The sequence below is a fragment of the Sulfitobacter sp. SH22 genome, assembly GCF_965641905.1.
In the GTDB taxonomy this organism is placed as follows: Bacteria; Pseudomonadota; Alphaproteobacteria; order Rhodobacterales; family Rhodobacteraceae; genus Sulfitobacter.
In genome coordinates this window covers 3,409,643-3,425,029 of the sequence record NZ_OZ282573.1, presented here as the reverse complement: position 1 = coordinate 3,425,029, position 15,387 = coordinate 3,409,643, and the positions used below count along the sequence as shown (strand labels likewise).

16 protein-coding genes are annotated in these 15,387 nt (G+C 56.8%); 3 read left to right on the top strand and 13 right to left on the bottom strand.

Annotation, left to right across the window (positions count from 1 at the left end):
• Positions 1-54: 54 nt before the first annotated feature.
• The 3 genes from ACSQ13_RS18685 to ACSQ13_RS18675 form a co-directional block, all read right to left on the bottom strand.
• Entirely contained in the window at positions 55-1,776 is a 1,722-nt protein-coding gene (locus tag ACSQ13_RS18685; RefSeq protein ID WP_295508340.1) for a SulP family inorganic anion transporter, read from the bottom strand.
• A gap of 93 nt (positions 1,777-1,869) precedes the next feature.
• Positions 1,870-3,549: a bifunctional protein tyrosine phosphatase family protein/NAD(P)/FAD-dependent oxidoreductase gene (locus ACSQ13_RS18680; protein WP_176251246.1), complete on the bottom strand. Its 1,680-nt coding sequence runs from the start codon at positions 3,547-3,549 to the stop codon at positions 1,870-1,872.
• Between the two features lie 15 nt (positions 3,550-3,564).
• Positions 3,565-4,449 (bottom strand): MBL fold metallo-hydrolase, encoded by an 885-nt coding sequence (locus ACSQ13_RS18675; RefSeq protein ID WP_176251245.1) that lies wholly within the window; start codon positions 4,447-4,449, stop codon positions 3,565-3,567.
• Positions 4,450-4,558: 109 nt separating this feature from the next.
• Between ACSQ13_RS18675 and ACSQ13_RS18670 the strand changes: the two genes are divergently transcribed.
• Together ACSQ13_RS18670 and ACSQ13_RS18665 are read left to right on the top strand one after the other, a co-directional pair.
• The gene (locus tag ACSQ13_RS18670; protein WP_176251244.1) at positions 4,559-5,470 is read left to right on the top strand and encodes an MBL fold metallo-hydrolase; all 912 of its coding nucleotides are present in this window, start codon (positions 4,559-4,561) and stop codon (positions 5,468-5,470) included.
• Between the two features lie 2 nt (positions 5,471-5,472).
• Positions 5,473-6,417: an MBL fold metallo-hydrolase gene (locus ACSQ13_RS18665; RefSeq protein WP_176251243.1), complete on the top strand. Its 945-nt coding sequence runs from the start codon at positions 5,473-5,475 to the stop codon at positions 6,415-6,417.
• 3 nt (positions 6,418-6,420) lie between these two features.
• Here the strand turns inward: ACSQ13_RS18665 and ACSQ13_RS18660 are convergent, their stop codons facing one another.
• The 10 genes from ACSQ13_RS18660 to ACSQ13_RS18615 form a co-directional block, all read right to left on the bottom strand.
• Positions 6,421-6,858 (bottom strand): DUF302 domain-containing protein, encoded by a 438-nt coding sequence (locus ACSQ13_RS18660; protein ID WP_176251242.1) that lies wholly within the window; start codon positions 6,856-6,858, stop codon positions 6,421-6,423.
• Between the two features lie 264 nt (positions 6,859-7,122).
• Entirely contained in the window at positions 7,123-8,181 is a 1,059-nt protein-coding gene (locus ACSQ13_RS18655) for a c-type cytochrome (RefSeq protein ID WP_176251241.1), read from the bottom strand.
• Positions 8,165-9,436, bottom strand: a complete 1,272-nt coding sequence (gene soxC, locus ACSQ13_RS18650; RefSeq protein ID WP_176251240.1) for a sulfite dehydrogenase — start codon at positions 9,434-9,436, stop codon at positions 8,165-8,167. Before soxC ends, ACSQ13_RS18655 begins: the two co-directional genes overlap by 17 nt.
• 31 nt (positions 9,437-9,467) lie before the next feature.
• On the bottom strand, positions 9,468-11,171 hold the full coding sequence (soxB, locus tag ACSQ13_RS18645; RefSeq protein ID WP_176251239.1) for a thiosulfohydrolase SoxB: 1,704 nt from the start codon (positions 11,169-11,171) through the stop codon (positions 9,468-9,470).
• A 96-nt stretch (positions 11,172-11,267) separates the two neighbouring features.
• A complete protein-coding gene (gene soxA, locus ACSQ13_RS18640) occupies positions 11,268-12,122 on the bottom strand; it encodes a sulfur oxidation c-type cytochrome SoxA (RefSeq protein ID WP_176251238.1) in 855 nt (284 codons plus the stop codon).
• Positions 12,123-12,149: 27 nt separating this feature from the next.
• Positions 12,150-12,479 (bottom strand): thiosulfate oxidation carrier complex protein SoxZ, encoded by a 330-nt coding sequence (gene soxZ, locus ACSQ13_RS18635; protein ID WP_176251237.1) that lies wholly within the window; start codon positions 12,477-12,479, stop codon positions 12,150-12,152.
• A 22-nt stretch (positions 12,480-12,501) separates the two neighbouring features.
• On the bottom strand, positions 12,502-12,921 hold the full coding sequence (gene soxY, locus ACSQ13_RS18630; protein ID WP_176251236.1) for a thiosulfate oxidation carrier protein SoxY: 420 nt from the start codon (positions 12,919-12,921) through the stop codon (positions 12,502-12,504).
• Between the two features lie 37 nt (positions 12,922-12,958).
• Complete coding sequence (gene soxX / locus ACSQ13_RS18625) at positions 12,959-13,432, bottom strand: sulfur oxidation c-type cytochrome SoxX (RefSeq protein WP_176251235.1); 474 nt, start codon at positions 13,430-13,432, stop codon at positions 12,959-12,961.
• A gap of 112 nt (positions 13,433-13,544) precedes the next feature.
• Entirely contained in the window at positions 13,545-14,114 is a 570-nt protein-coding gene (locus ACSQ13_RS18620; protein WP_295508332.1) for a thioredoxin family protein, read from the bottom strand.
• A 23-nt stretch (positions 14,115-14,137) separates the two neighbouring features.
• Complete coding sequence (locus tag ACSQ13_RS18615) at positions 14,138-14,878, bottom strand: cytochrome c biogenesis CcdA family protein (RefSeq protein ID WP_176251234.1); 741 nt, start codon at positions 14,876-14,878, stop codon at positions 14,138-14,140.
• A 68-nt stretch (positions 14,879-14,946) separates the two neighbouring features.
• Here ACSQ13_RS18615 and ACSQ13_RS18610 point away from each other — a divergent pair, with 68 nt between their 5' ends.
• Positions 14,947-15,327, top strand: coding sequence for a hypothetical protein (locus ACSQ13_RS18610; RefSeq protein ID WP_176251233.1), 381 nt, complete (start codon positions 14,947-14,949; stop codon positions 15,325-15,327).
• The last annotated feature ends 60 nt before the right edge of the window (positions 15,328-15,387 follow it).

Below are 15,387 nucleotides of genomic sequence, written 5' to 3'. Positions count from 1 at the left end.
GGGATGTCGGGACCAGTTGTAGCGATCAGAAATAAACTTGCAAATGGATGTATCTTAGGCGGCGGATTTTTTCAACGCATCGAATGCGGAGTGCTGGGACAAGAACACCTTGCCGGTGAGGTCCGCGATGAAATGCTGTTTTTGCAGCCGGTCCATCACGGGGCCTTTGACCTCGGACAGGTGCAGCTTGATGCCCATATCCTTGAGGCGCGCATTGATGGCCTCAAGCGATTCCAGCGCACTAAAGTCGATCTCGTTGATGGCTGAACACATCAGCACAACATGTTTGATCGCATGATCACCCGCCAGCCGGTCATAGATGTAATCCTCAAGAAACCGCGCATTGGCGAAATACAGGCTTTCGTCGATGCGCAACGTCAGGATAGTCGGGTCGGTTTCAACACTGTGACGGTGGATATTGCGGAAATGCTGCGTGCCGGGCACCTGCCCTACCTCGGCGATATGAGGGCGGGTGGTTTTATAGAGATGCAGAAGAATCGACAGCACAACACCGCAGGTCACACCCAATTCAACACCGCTGCCCAAAGTGATCAACATCGTGGCAAGAACGGCTGCGAAATCGGCTTTGGAGTAGTTCCACGACTTTTTGAGGATACTGAAATCAACCAGCGTCAACACAGCCACAATGATCGTGGCGGCAAGGGTGGCTTGCGGCAGGAAAAACACCAGCGGTGTCAGTGCAAGGGCGGCGATGGCCAAACCAACTGCTGTAAAGGCACCCGCCGCAGGGGTTTCCGCGCCTGCGTCAAAGTTAACGACGGAACGGGAAAAACCGCCCGTTACAGGAAAACCGCCGGTAAAGGCCGCGCCAAGGTTGGCAGTGCCCAGACCGATCAGTTCCTGATCGGGATTGATCCGCTGGCGCTTTTTCGCGGCCAAGGTCTGGGCGACCGAAATCGATTCAACAAAGCCGATGACCGAGATCAGGATCGCGGGCAGCAACAGCGCGCCCATCAGATCGAATGAAAAATCAGGCAGGGTAAGCGGCGGCAGGCTTTGCGGGACTGCGCCCACAATGCGCACACCGTGACCGGACAAACCGAACAGCCACACCACCACGGTTGTCAGGACGACCGCAGCCACTGGCCCGGCTTTGGTCGCGACATCTGCCGCACCTGCGCTGAACCCTTTGGATTTCAAAAGCGGCTTTAGCCCTTTGCGCACCCAAAACAAAAACCCCGTCGCCGACACACCGATGACCAGGGTGATCCAGTTGGTTTCCCCCAGATGGGTCAGAATGGAATGAATAAGTTCGATCAGGTTCTCACCCGACGCGCTGATGCCCAGAATATGCTTGATCTGGCTGGCCGCGATAATGACACCCGAGGCGGTGATAAAGCCCGCAATCACCGGATGGGACAGGAAATTGGCCAGAAACCCCAGCTTGAAAAGCCCCATCGCCAGCAAGATCGCACCAGACAGGAACGCCAGCGTCAGCGCCGCAACGGCATAGCCGATCGTGCCTTGATCCGCGATATTGCCCAAAGCCGCAGCCGTCATCAGTGACACAACCGCGACCGGCCCCACGGCCAAGGCACGGCTGGTGCCAAAAATGGCATATAGAATGATAGGGACAATCGACGCATAAAGCCCTGCCTCGGGCGGCAGACCGGCCAACAGTGCATAGGCCAGTGATTGGGGGATCAACATGATCGTCACGATCACAGCGGCCATCAAATCGTTGGACAGGGCCGCTTTATTATAGCTGCGCCCCCAGTCTAGGATTGGCAGGTATTTGGACAGGTTCTGGGGCATTGTCGCGCCGACTTTCGTAATTGGGTGGCAGACCGAGATTAATACCCCGGCCTGTTAGGTTCATCCCCTAAGCGGGGTCTGTCGCGCTTGATCCTAATCAATCTTCGCTGTCAGGGCTTCGGGCTTTGCCAGCCACTCGCGCCCTTTCAACATGCCTTGCCAATACATCGGGGGCAGGATTTTTTCTTTCAGGAACCACGCCGCGCGGCTTGGCTTTGTGCCGTCGATGACCGCTTTGGGAAAGCTGGGCAACAATACGCCGCCATAGCCGAATTCGGCCAGAACAATCTTGCCGCGTTCCACTGTCAGCGGGCATGACCCATAGCCGTCATATTGGCTTTTGGCGGTATGTCCGGCCATGTCAGCGATGATGTTATCAGCCACGACAGGGGCCTGCTTGCGCGCGGCGGCCATGGTTTTGGCGTTCGGCGCATTCATCACATCACCAAGCGCCCAGATGTTATCAAAGGTCTTGTGACGCAAAGTCGCTTGGTCGACATCGACCCAACCCGCAGCATCGGCCAAGGGCGACACGCGGATGAAATCAGGTGCCGTCTGCGGCGGGCAGACGTGCATCATCTCGAATTCGATCTCGACACGCTCTACCGGGGTGTCGGGTTTGGCCACATCAAACCATGCCTTTTTGGCAGGGCCATCAACCGCAACAAGGTTGTGAAAATAGTTCAAATGCGCGTTATACTTCTGCACATATTCCATCAGCGCAGGCACGTAATCCTTGACGCCGAACAACACACCACCGGCGTTGTTGAAATGAATGTCGATGTCTTTCAGCACACCGCGGCGATGCCATGCATCCCCTGACAGATACATCGCCTTTTGCGGGGCACCGGCGCATTTGATGGGCATGGGCGGTTGCGTGAAAATCGCGCGACCGGATTTGATCGAGTTGACTAATTCCCAGGTATAGGGGGCCAGATCATAGCGGTAGTTCGATGTGACGCCGTTCTGACCCAGCGTTTGGTTCAACCCTTCGATCTTGCCCCAATCCAGCTTGAGGCCCGGGCACACGATCAGCCGCTTGTATTTCACCACGCGGCACCCATCCAGAATGATCGCGTTGTTCTTGGGTTCAAATGCAGCGACGGCTGCCTTGATCCAGTGCACGTCCCGCGGGATCAGCGATGCCATCGTTCTGGCCGTTTGCGATGCGTCGAACACGCCGCCGCCAACCATTGTCCAGCCGGGCTGATAGTAATGCACATCGGCAGGGTCGATGATTGCGATTTCAAGATCGGGCTGGCGCGCCTTGAGGCTGGCCGCCGCGGCGATACCGCCCGCGCCCGCCCCGACGATCACAACCTCAAAGGTCACATCGCCCGTCTCGGTGGGCGTCTTGCCGCCATTCGCAATGCGGCGCACAACCCCTGACATGTCATAGCCCGCCGCCTTGGTCTTGGACAGGATGTTGGCCAGATCGGTCTTGCCCGCTTGGGACAAGGACCAAAGCGTGGCCGACCGCATGCCAGTGCGGCAATAGGCCAGAACCGGACCGGGCAGTGTCTCCAAGGCCGCACCAAAGGCATCAGCCTCGGTATCCACAACCTTGCCAGCGACCACCGGAATATACACCGCCTCGATGCCGTGCTTTTTTGCCTCGGCTTCGATCTCGGTAAAGGTGGGCTGGTCGGTGCCTTCGCCATCAGGACGGTTGCAAACAATAGCGCGAAAACCCTGCGCCTTTAGGTCGGCGATATCGTCAGCCAGCACCTGAGGGCTGACCGACAGACGCTCCGTGAGCTTCTTGACTTCCACGTTTTCAGATCTTTCCTATAGGCCGTTGACGGGCACTTTGAGCATCACATTGCCGTCTTTGTCTTTCGGCATATGGCCTGCTCGCATGTTGACCTGAAGCGATGGGATAATCAGCTTGGGCATATCAAGTTGCGCATCACGTTCAGTGCGGAAGGTGATGAACTCTTCTCGGGTTTTGCCGCCGCCCACGTGAATATTGTGGGCTTTTTCTTCGCCCACCGTGGTTTCCCACTGAATATCGCGGCCGTTGGGGCCATAGTCGTGGCACATGAACAGGCGCATGTCGTCAGGCAGGCTCAGCACCTTTTGAATGCTGTCATACAACTGCCCTGCATCGCCGCCGGGGAAATCCGCGCGCGCCGATCCACCATCAGGCATAAACAGCGTGTCACCGGTAAAGGCGGCGTTGCCCATCACATGCACCATACAGGCCGGCGTGTGGCCGGGGGTGTACATGGCAAAACAGTTCATCCCGCCAATCTGGTAGGTATCGCCATCCTTGAACAAGGCATCAAACTGCGACCCGTCCCGCTCGAACTCGGTCCCTTCGTTAAAGATTTTGCCAAAGGTTTCCTGCACGACCATGATTTTTTCACCGACGCCGATCTTGCCCCCCAGCTTTTGCTGGATATAGGGCGCGGCAGACAGGTGGTCGGCATGGACATGGGTCTCGATGATCCATTCCAGCTTGAGACCCTTATTCTCGATCTCGGCAATCAGGGCGTCGGCGTGATCATAGGTGATACGGCCTGCCGCATAATCAATGTCCATGACCGAGTCGACAATCGCGCAGGACGTTGAATTTGGGTCACGCACGATATAGCTGATCGTGTTGGTTGCGGGGTCGAAATGACCTGAAACTTCTGGGGTAACGCTCATATCTACTGGATAGTCTGTCATCGAAACATGCTCCTCTACAGGCGGGTAAACGCGACGTGAACAATGCTTGCACTACCGCGGTCCTTAAGACATATTCATACTATGGAATTTTTAAAGAGGAAAGTGGGATATGTTTCCGAATAGACGCGACTTCATGCTGCAGGGTGTCGCAGCCGGGGCAATGATGGGTGTGCCGGGATTTCTACATGCCCAGATCCCCGTGGGTGACATGACCCTTGATGTGGTCAGTGACGGCCATCTGACGCTTCCCGGCAGCTTCATCTTTGATGCCATGCCCAAGGACGAATTGATGCCGATCCTTGAACGCGCCGGTCAGGAATACGACCAGCTGACGCCGCCCTGCAACCTGAGCCTTTTGCGCGGCAACGGGCGGGTTGTGCTGTTTGATGCGGGCTCCGGTTCCGAATTCATGCCCACAGCGGGCAAGATGCTGGACGCGCTGGATGCCCTTGGCGTCGCCCCCGATGACATCACCGATCTGGTCTTTACCCACGGCCACCCCGATCACCTGTGGGGCGTGCTGGATGATTTCGGCGATGCGCTGTTCACCAATGCGGCCCATTATATGGGACAGGCCGAATGGGATTACTGGACGGACCCGAATACCGTGAACACCATCGACAGCGGCCGTCAGGCCTTTGCGATCGGGGCCGAGCGGCGTCTGGCTGTGGTTGCAGAGCAGATGACATTTTTTAACGATGGGGACGAAGTCGTGCCCGGTGTCGGCGCGCGCATGACCCCCGGCCACACCCCCGGCCACATGGCGTTCGAGGTCCGTGCGGGCAACAGTGCGGTGATGATTGTGGGCGACAGCATTGGCAATGACCATGTCGCATTGGCCCGCCCCGCGTGGGAATCCGGTTCGGATCAAGACCGCGTGCTGGGGGCCAAAACGCGGGTTGGCCTGATCAATGATCTGGTGGCTTCGGCCACGCCGATCGTCGGGTTCCATTTGGGCCATGGCGGCATTGGCCGGATCGACAAGGCCGCGGACGGCTTTACCTTTGTGACGGAGCTGTGAAAATGCGCGCCCTGTCCTTTGCCCTTGCCCTCGCCGCCCTGCCCGTTTGGGCCAGCGAAGATATTGCGGATCAGTATCCCAATTCGGTTCTCTATTCCAAACCGGTCGAATTTATCCCCCATGTGTATTCCGCCATCGGGGCCACCGCGCCGCCGACCTATGAAAACGCCGGGCACAATAACAACCTGAGCTTCATTGTGACCGGTGACGGCGTAATCGTGATTAACAGTGGCGGGTCGTACCAACTGGCCAAAGCCCTGCATGACGAGATCAAGGCCGTGACCGATCAACCGGTCAAGCTGGTGTTCAACGAAAACGGCCAAGGCCACGCGATGCTGGGCAATACCTATTGGGCCGAACAAGGTGTGAAAATCGTCGCCCAAACCGAAGGCGCAGAGGCGTTCGAGGAAGAAGGCCCCGGGTCACTGCGCGCCGCCCAAGAGCGGTTGAAAGAACGCGCTGACGGCACGGAACTGACCCCGCCCACGGAAACTTTTGACGATGAATATATCGTTGATATGGGGGATTTTCATATCGAGGCGCTGCATCTTGGCCCCTCGCACAGCCCCGGCGATATTGTGATCTGGCTGCCGGAACAAAGCCTCGTTATCGCGGGCGACATCGCGTTTCACGAACGCATGCTGCCGATTTTTCCCGATACGCTGACGGATGAATGGCTGGAAACATGGGATGGCCCGTTCGAGGCGCTTGGTGCGACTTACGTCATTCCCGGGCACGGCCACCCCACGAACATGGCGCAGGTGCGGCGCTATACCAAAGGGTATCTGGAATATCTGCGCGGCAAAATCGGAGAGCATCTGGATGCGGGGGGGACACTGGCCGACGCCTATTACGTCGACCAAACGCCCTATGCCCATCTGGACACTTTCGAGGAACTGGCCACCAAAAACGCCGGTCGCCTGTTCGAGCAGATGGAGTTCGAGTAAACCCTACATTCCGCCCACGGCGGTTTTGACAAGTTCATCCAGAAGTGACTGAACCTCTTGCATCGGCCCTTCGGGGTAGGTGCGATAGCCAATAGCGACATCGCCCTTCGTATCCGTGACGAAGATGCCATAGGGACAATGGGCGATGTTCGACGGGTCTGCCTCCATCACCTTGCGTGACAAGACGGCAGAGCAGAACAAGAACACATCCGCTGCTGCAAAAATCTCGACATCGCTGCCGACATCGGCACCGGTCCGGTTCATCATTTCGCCAGTGTGACTGACATAGTCAATGACCAGCCCCTTGCCGATAATCGCGTTTTCGACCGCGAATGTCGCGTCTTCGAAACTGCCTTCAAAAGGGTATGTGATCGACTGATCTTGGGCCAACAACGGCGTTGCAACTAGGGAAAGTAAAAGGGCACCAAGGGTAAGTTTCATCTTATGTATCCTTACGGGTGTGGGGGGGCGCAGGGCCGGAATGGTCCTGCCTGTCCCATTTTGTAAGCTTATCAGTGATTTCGCCTGACGACCAAGTATACATTATGACTAGGTGGAGTTGCGTCGCACTATAAGCTTGTCGGTTTTGTAAAATGCGCAGGCGGATCGCCCGGTCCATTTCATCTGTGGTATCGAAACCAGGGTCGACCGCCACGGGCTTGGTAAGGCCGTGGCGATCAACATGTCAGAGGCAGCCAGCCGGGATCACTGGCCCGAAAACGTCGCCAGATAGGCGATGACCGCTTTGATCTCGTCGTCTTTCTTCAGACCTGCAAAACCCATCTTTGTGCCTTTGATATAGGCTTTGGGACCGGCAAGGAACTCTGCCAGGGTTTCGTCAGTCCAGACCAGACCTTCTTCGGCCTTACCCATCAACGCTTTGGAGTATTTGAAGCCATCAATATGGCCCGCAGATGCCCCCATCACACCGTTCAGGATCGGACCGGACCGGTTTTTGGCATCGTCACCGACCTGATGGCAGGCTTTGCACTTGCGGAATACCTTTTCACCCTCGGCGATCAAGGCCGGGTCCGCAGCAGCGACGACGGGCTCTGCGGTGGGTTCCTCTTGGGCGGCGGCTGCGACAGGTTCTTCGGTGGCAGCAGGTTCAGCGGCTGCGGCTGTGGTTGTGTCCACATCGGGGGTCACATCCAGAACCAGCGCGCGCATGGTCACTTCGACCTTGTCCTTGCACTCGGTCATGCAAGGCTCGCCGGACCAAATCGCGACTTCGGTTTCCATCCGGTCGTCCACAATAAACCCGTCGGCATTTGGCATCTCGACGTCAAGGAACGTGTCCTTGGACAACACGAAATCATCTTCGATCAGGTCGTTGGAATACAGGATATAGGCCACGATCGCATAGGTTTCATCTGCCGTCAGCGTCCCCGCATTGCCGTAAGGCATAGAGCGGCGGATGTAGTCAAAGCTGGTGGACAGATAGGGCCAATATGACCCGACCGTTTTCAAAGGGTCCTTGTGGTCAAGCGTATCCATACCGCCCGCCAGTTTCGGCCAGTTATCAATGCCCTCGGCAAAGTCGCCGTGACAGGCGGCGCATTTCGCGGCAAAGATTTCTTCGCCCTCGATTGCATCGCCCTGACCGTCAGGCAGGCCCGTCCCATCGGGGTGGATGTCCAAATTCCAGGCGGCGATTTCCTCTGGCAGGGCAGCACGGCCCAGGCCGAATGTTTGCGCAGCCGCAGGCATGGCCAACAAGGTGGCAACCGCACCGATGGAGATTGATTTAAGAAACTTCGACATTTTCAGCCTCCCCGTTCGGGCGAACCCACCAGGTTTGAATACAGTTATTGTGATAGATCGAATTGAGCCCGCGCACGTCGCGCAGCTGCGTTTTGGTAGGCTGGACATAGCCGGTTTCATCCATCGCGCGGCTTTGCAGGTACATGTCTTCGCCGTCCCAATCCGTATCGAGGTAAAAGCGGGTCAGGGCCATTTTCTCGCCGGGTTTGGCAAGACGCGCGGTTTCCCATGTCTTGCCGCCGTCCTTGGACACATCAACGCGGGTGATCGCGCCACGCCCGGACCATGCAAGGCCGGTGATGACCAGCGGCCCCTTGCCATGAGTGATCGGCGATTGCGGGCTGGGCGAGGTGACGACGGATTTCGCGTCCATCTCCCACGTCCATTTACGGCTGATGCCATTGGCCAGCGTGTCGGTATATTTGCTGGTCTCTTCGCGGCTCTCGACCGGGGCATCGGTGACTTCGATCCGGCGGATCCACTTGACCCACATGTTGCCTTCCCATCCGGGCACGACAAGACGCACAGGATAGCCATGCTCTTTGCGCAGCGCTTCGCCGTTCGCTTTGAACGCAACCAGAACGTCGTCCAGTGCCTTTTCCATCGGGATGGAACGCCCGTTCGACGATGCATCGGCACCTTCGACATAGACCCATTTGCCTGCGGTATCATAACCCGCTTCTTCCAGCAGGGTGCGCAAAGGCACGCCGGTATATTCCATGTTGTGGATCATGCCATGGGTGAACTGCGCACCATTCAGCTGCGCGCCGGCCCATTCCATGCCGGTGTTGGCCGCACATTCCAGAAAATACGTGTGGTTTTCACGCGGAAAACGTTCAAGGTCGGCATAGGTAAAGACCAGCGGACGGTCGACCAGCCCGTTGATCATCAGGCGGTAGTCTTCTTTCTTCAGCTCGATCGCACCGGAATGGTGACGCTCGAACGCGCAGCCTTGGGGCGTGATCGTGCCATCCAGCGCGTGGATCGGCGTAAAGTTGATCGAACTTACAGTATCGGCCGTCAACCATTCAACATTGCGGCGGATCACATCACCTTCGAACTGGATCGGCAAACCGTAAGGTGTGGCGTCAACGCCATCGCCAAAGGACTGTGCCCATTCCTGCGTTTCGGTGATCAGCGGATCAGGTGTCTCAGCGCGCGCAGCGCCGGCAGCAAGTGCGCCAACCCCTGCGGTCGCGGCACCGCGCAGAAACGCGCGCCGGTTTGGTTTTTTTGCTTCAAAGGTGTCTGACATGACAAAACCTTCCCTTAGTTAAATTTCGACGTTAAACGCCGTCGACGGTTACACTGGTATTTTCAGCGAGCGATACGGTGCCCAGCTTGCGAATATGGCTTTCGACCACGTCCCAGATCGGCGGACCTTCGGTGCCCTGGTTAACAGAGGCCCAGCCGGCAATTTGATAGGTCTTGGCCGGATCAATCAGCTCGCCTGTTTTCAGCAGGGTCATTTCGGTAATGCGGCTGCCTTGGGGTTTGGTCACGTCAATGCGGTAGCCAAGCCCGCCGGTGCGCACCATATCCCCGCCCTGCTGGTAATAGGGATCAGGGTTGAACAGGTTATCGGCCACGTCTTCCAGCACGACATGCAGAAATTCACCGGTCATTTCCGTGCGGTACGCTTCGGGATAGGTCATCGAGGTGACGTTCCAGATGTCTTCGCGGGTGATTTCCTGACCGGGCAGGATCGACGGCCCCCAGCGAACGCCGGGGCTCAGCGCGATGTCGGCCTCGCGTTCAGACAGCAGCGCGTCGCAGATCAGATCATCCCACGAGCCGTTGAAATTGCCGCGGCGGTACAGCAGCGTGTCGTCGGCCGTTTTGCCGATAACTTCGCTGAGCTGATCGGCATAGGGCGCGCGTTGTTCGTCGATCAGTGCAGTAATCGCCTTGTCGGGTTCAATCACGTCCGAGAAAATCGGGATCAGTTTGTGGCGGAAGCCCATCATGCGGCCATTCTGCACGTCCAGATCGACGCGGCTGACGAATTTGCCGTTCGACCCCGACGCAACGATGATCGTCTCGCCCACCAAAACAGGTTCGGGCAGCGCGTCGTGGGTGTGACCCGACAGGATCACGTCAATGCCAGTCACAATTCCGGCCATCTGCTTGTCTACGTCAAAACCATTGTGGCTCAGGCAAACAACCAGTTCGGCCCCTTTGGCGCGGACTTCGTCGACCATTTCCTGCATCCGTTCGTCACGGATACCAAAAGTGTATTCGGGGAACATCCAACCGGGGTTGGCAATCGGCATGTAAGGGAAAGCCTGCCCGATCACGGCAATTTTCACACCACCGGATTCAAAGAACTTGTAGGGGGGGAACAGTTCGGTCGGTTCGTCCCATTCGGCGTCAAAAATGTTCTGGCCAAGCGCGGCAAAGGGCAACCCTTCGACGATTTCATTGACGCGGTCTGACCCCAGCGTGAATTCCCAGTGGAACGTCATCGCGTCAGGCTTGAGCGCGTTCATGACGTTAACCATGTCCTGACCTTGAGTCTGATAGCAGGTATAGCTGCCATGCCATGTGTCGCCGCCATCCAGCAGCAAGGCATCGGGCCGGTCGGCGCGGATCTGGTTGATCACGGTGGACACGCGATCAAGACCACCCATCTTGCCATACCCCTTGGCCAGCGACGAGAAATCATCATAGGTCAGCGCGTAAGCAGAATGGCTGCCATCGTCGATGCCGTAAAGCTTGCGGAAATCAGAACCGGTGACATGGGGCACGGCCCCTTTGTTGTTGCCGACGCCGATGTTGATCGACGGTTCGCGGAAATAGATCGGCTTTAGTTGCGCGTGAATGTCGGTGATGTGGATCAGGCTGACATTGCCGAAGGTATCAAATTCAAGCAACTTGTCTTGGGTCAGCGCCTGCTGTGCGGCCAGCTTGCCCCAGTTGCCAAAAGACGATGCCCCGTAAAGGGCGGTTGCAGCCATGCTGGCCTGAAGAAAATCACGACGAGAAATCATGCGACTTGCCTTAATTTCGCGCATTCACATGCGCATGTTTGAATAAGTAATGGACGAAAAACCCCGCCCTACGAAAGTAAGGCGGGGCCGAGTAGTTTAGTTACGGACCGACGGGCCTTCGACAGAAAGACCGTTACCGCGCGAGCCGACATACAGTTCCAGCGCCACGAATTCGGGGCTGCCCGGCGCGAATGTTTCGGCGCGGGTGTCACGGACACAGCCCTTAAAGCGGTCCTGAACTGCGTTCAGCTTGCTGTTCTTCAGACGGTAGGCGGGGAAACCGTTGATCTGGCCCTGGCTCAGGTGGTCCGCGCGGATCATGTTGCCATAGTTGTCTTCGTGGCAATTTGCGCAGGACAGCTCAAGCTGACCAAAACGTGTGTAATAGATTTCCTTGCCCTGTTCCCATGTGGATTGCGCAGGACCGTCGATGGCGACGTTCACAGGCAAGCCACGGGAAACAGACGCCATCAGCGCCGTCATGTTAACCATGTCGCCGCCAGTGTATTTCCACTTTTCGGCACCCATGCGGTTTTCACGGCAATCGTTGATCTGCATTTCCAAGGTACGCACTTCGCCAGCGGCTTCGACGTATTTCGGATATACAGGGCGTACGGCTGACATGTCGCTTGATGCGCCATGGCAATCCGCGCAGGATTTGCCTTCGGTACCGTCAGCAGTGTTCCAGGTTTCTTCGGCCTTTTCGACAAATATCATGCCCGGGTTGTCGAAATCATCCCGTTCCATGGCGCGGGTTTCCTCGCCACGAAACAACCAACCCGACATAACTTCGTCCATGACATCAGAAAGATGCGCAGGCGCGGCTGTGCGGGTTACGATTTCGATATCTTCGTTGATGACCAGATTGTCGTCTGCTGGTTCGGCCATTGCACCCGATGCCACGATAATCGCGGTCATGCAGGCGCTTAAACCTTTGGTGAATTTATTCATTCTTATTCCTCCCGAGAATGCAGACGCTTAACCGATTGCGATGTCTTTTGTGTCTGTATAGACGTCGCCATCATCGTCATACCATGTAAAGGTGAACGTCCCGGCCTCTGGCACGAGAGCGTCGAATTCAAGGTATGGGTTGGTCGAGATCGCCGCCTGAAGCGTGATATCCACTACATTTTGACCATTAAAATCGCAGGTAAAGCGGTTGATGATCGAACGTGGAATCACGTTGCCGTCGGCGTCTTTGCGCTGGCCGGATTCCATCTTGTGGCTGATCAGCGTTTTGATGGTGATTGATTCACCTGCTGCTGCCGATTTTGGTACTTTGACGCGGGGTTTTACACCAGATGCCATTTCATTAATTCCTTATAAAGCCTTAGCCGCCGCAGCCGCCGATTGTCACTTTTACCGTGCTCGATGCTTTCGCAAAGGACCCGTCAGCCATTTTGGCGATCGCCACCACATCTTGCGTACCCGCAAGACGAATACGTGTGGACGCGTGCTGCGATCCGGCAAGAGGGCCGAAAGCGAACGTCGCCACACCCGGTGTCGGGTTGCCCATCGCCAGAACCATAATCTCGGTCGCGCCGGGGGCGTCAACTTCGATTGGCACGGTGTTACCGTTTTCAGCAATTTCGGGCGCGGTAAGTGTTACGCCCGTGTCCGCCATTTCTGCGCCACCGGTAAAGGCGGCAATTGCGTCTTCGCCCCCGGCCGCGATGGCCAGCTTTGGCAGCGCCAGCGCGGCAAATGCGCCTGCACCCATGACGATCGCATTACGTCTTGTGAATTCCATTGTCATACTCCTGAACAAACCCCTTTTTGCGGGGCTTTTAATCTTTGAGCGTGGCGAGATATGCCACGACATCTTCAACTTGCTGCGCCGACAAAAGCGGCCCCAGCGTGTCATCGGCGGCTTTGCCCGTATAGGCGTTGCCCGGGCGGATATAGCCGGTGTTCTTGTAGAAGGACGGCATCATCGTGCCCTCGAACATCATCTTGGCGTTTGCCACGATGCCGCGCAGTTCGGTTTCGCTCCAGCGGTCGCCGGCACCGTCAAGCGCGGGGCCGATCAGGCCCTGAAACGCGATGTCTGGCAAAGCGCTGACTTCGTGGCATGCCACGCAGTTGCCCAGCTTTTTGCTGCCAACGATCTTAGCGCCCTCTTCAGGGTTGCCGGCAACACCTGTCAAAGACATCTCGACCGCACCGTCCGTATAGCTCACGTCGGATGGTGCGACTTCTGCGGCAAATGCGCTGGTAGCAACCCCAACTGACGCAACAAAGGCGTATATTGAAACTCTCATGTGTCCTCCCAAAGACTCTTATTTGTATACTAGCGTAGACTCAGCGCCAAATTGACGCAACTATAAATTCGCTTTTGTGAATTTTTAGTTAGCGTGATCAAGGCGGGCCGGTTCAGTTGCCCTGCTCTTGCAGCTTGCGCGCAAGATACTTCTGGAACGGCTCGTCGCCCTCGTATTCCTTATCCACCACCCATTGCAGCATATTAAAGGTCGTGCCCGGCCCAAACGCCCCCGGCACTGTCGCGACCGCTGCGGTTGCTGCGGTCTTACCTTCGGGCACTTCTTCGGGCAAAAACACCAGCGTCGGCGTGAACAGCATCCCCCATTTGCGCACCATGTCTTTTTCGGGCAGGGATTCGCCGTCGAAATCGGTCACTTCGACATCGCCGAACATGTTGATCTGCACGACAAAGAAATGCTCTTTCAGGTAGGCATCGATATGGGGCAGAGGAAACACCTCTTCGTGCATCTTCGCGCAATAGATGCAGCCGCGCTGCTCGACGGTCAGCATCAGGCGTTTGCCTTCGGCATTGGCTTCGGCCAGATCCTCGTTCAGATCCTTGAAGGTGTCGCGCATCCATTCGGTTTTGTGCAGACCGTCATCGCCCAATTCAGCGGCAAAGGCCGAACCGGACAAGGCGACGGCAGCCACGGTCAGGCAGGCATTCAAAAGCTTCATCATGATCACTCCTTGTTGAGCGCAATTTATCCGATGCCACCAAAAATCGGAAAGGTCTCAATCATCCATTGCGCAATATAGTTCATCGAATTTGTTGCGATCAGCAGACCAAAGATGATCAGCAAAACGCCCATGACCTTCTCCACGGTGCCCAGATGCTGGCGAAACCGCGCAATCCACCGCATGAACGGGCCAATAAACATCGCGGCCAGAACGAAAGGTGCGGTCATGCCAACGCCATAGGTAAACAACAGCAGCGCACCATTGGTCGCGGTATCGGTACCCGCAGCCGTAAAGAGGATTGCCGCCAGAACCGGCCCCACGCAGGGCGTCCAGCCAAAGGCAAAAGCAAGCCCGATCACATAGGCCCCGATCAGGCTGGTCGATCCGGTATCACCGGCGTCCGACCGGAACTGACGGTACAGGATTCCAATGCGGATCACGCCCAGAAAATGCAGCCCCATGGCGATGATGATCGCCGCCGCGATCCAGCGCAGATAGTCGAAATACTCTCGGACCACCTGACCAAAGGTGGACGCCGCAGCCCCCAGCCCCATGAAAATGGTAATGACACCGGCAGCGAAAAACAGCGACGCCAGCACAGCGCGGCGGCGCACAGCGGCATCTACCGGCCCGTCTGCGGTGATCTGGTTCATCCCGACACCCGCCAGATAGCTCAGGTAGAACGGCACGATCGGCAGGATGCAGGGCGACAAAAAGGAGAGCAACCCGGCAACCGCAGCGCCAATAAACGTAATTTCAAGCATGAGGGCTGCCTTTATCTTGTGTCATGCACATATTCGCATTATGTTATACGAAATCAACAGGTCTTTTCATGTCACGTATCCGCGCTGTCCTTTTTGCTTTTCTGGCTCTGGCAACACTGTCGGGCCAAGCCTCGGCCGAGGCTTCTTTGATCATGGCCGAGGAAAAAGGCTGCATGTGGTGCGCCCGCTGGAATGACGAGATCGCGCCGATCTATCCCAAAACCGAAGCCGGCAAAACCGCCCCCCTGCGCCGCATTGATATCAAGGCCGACACGCCGTCCGACCTGACGTTCGCGCGCAGCCTGCGGTTCACGCCAACCTTTATTCTGGTGGTCGACGGGCAGGAAATTTCCCGCATCGAAGGCTATCCGGGCGAGGATTTCTTTTGGGGTGTATTGGAAAAGATAATGTATGATAACAATTTGATGATGCCGCCGAACGGAAGCTGAGGCGTTAAATGCTGTTTTGGAATGGCCACTGCAGTTTTGACTATGAAAAATGTACGAAGG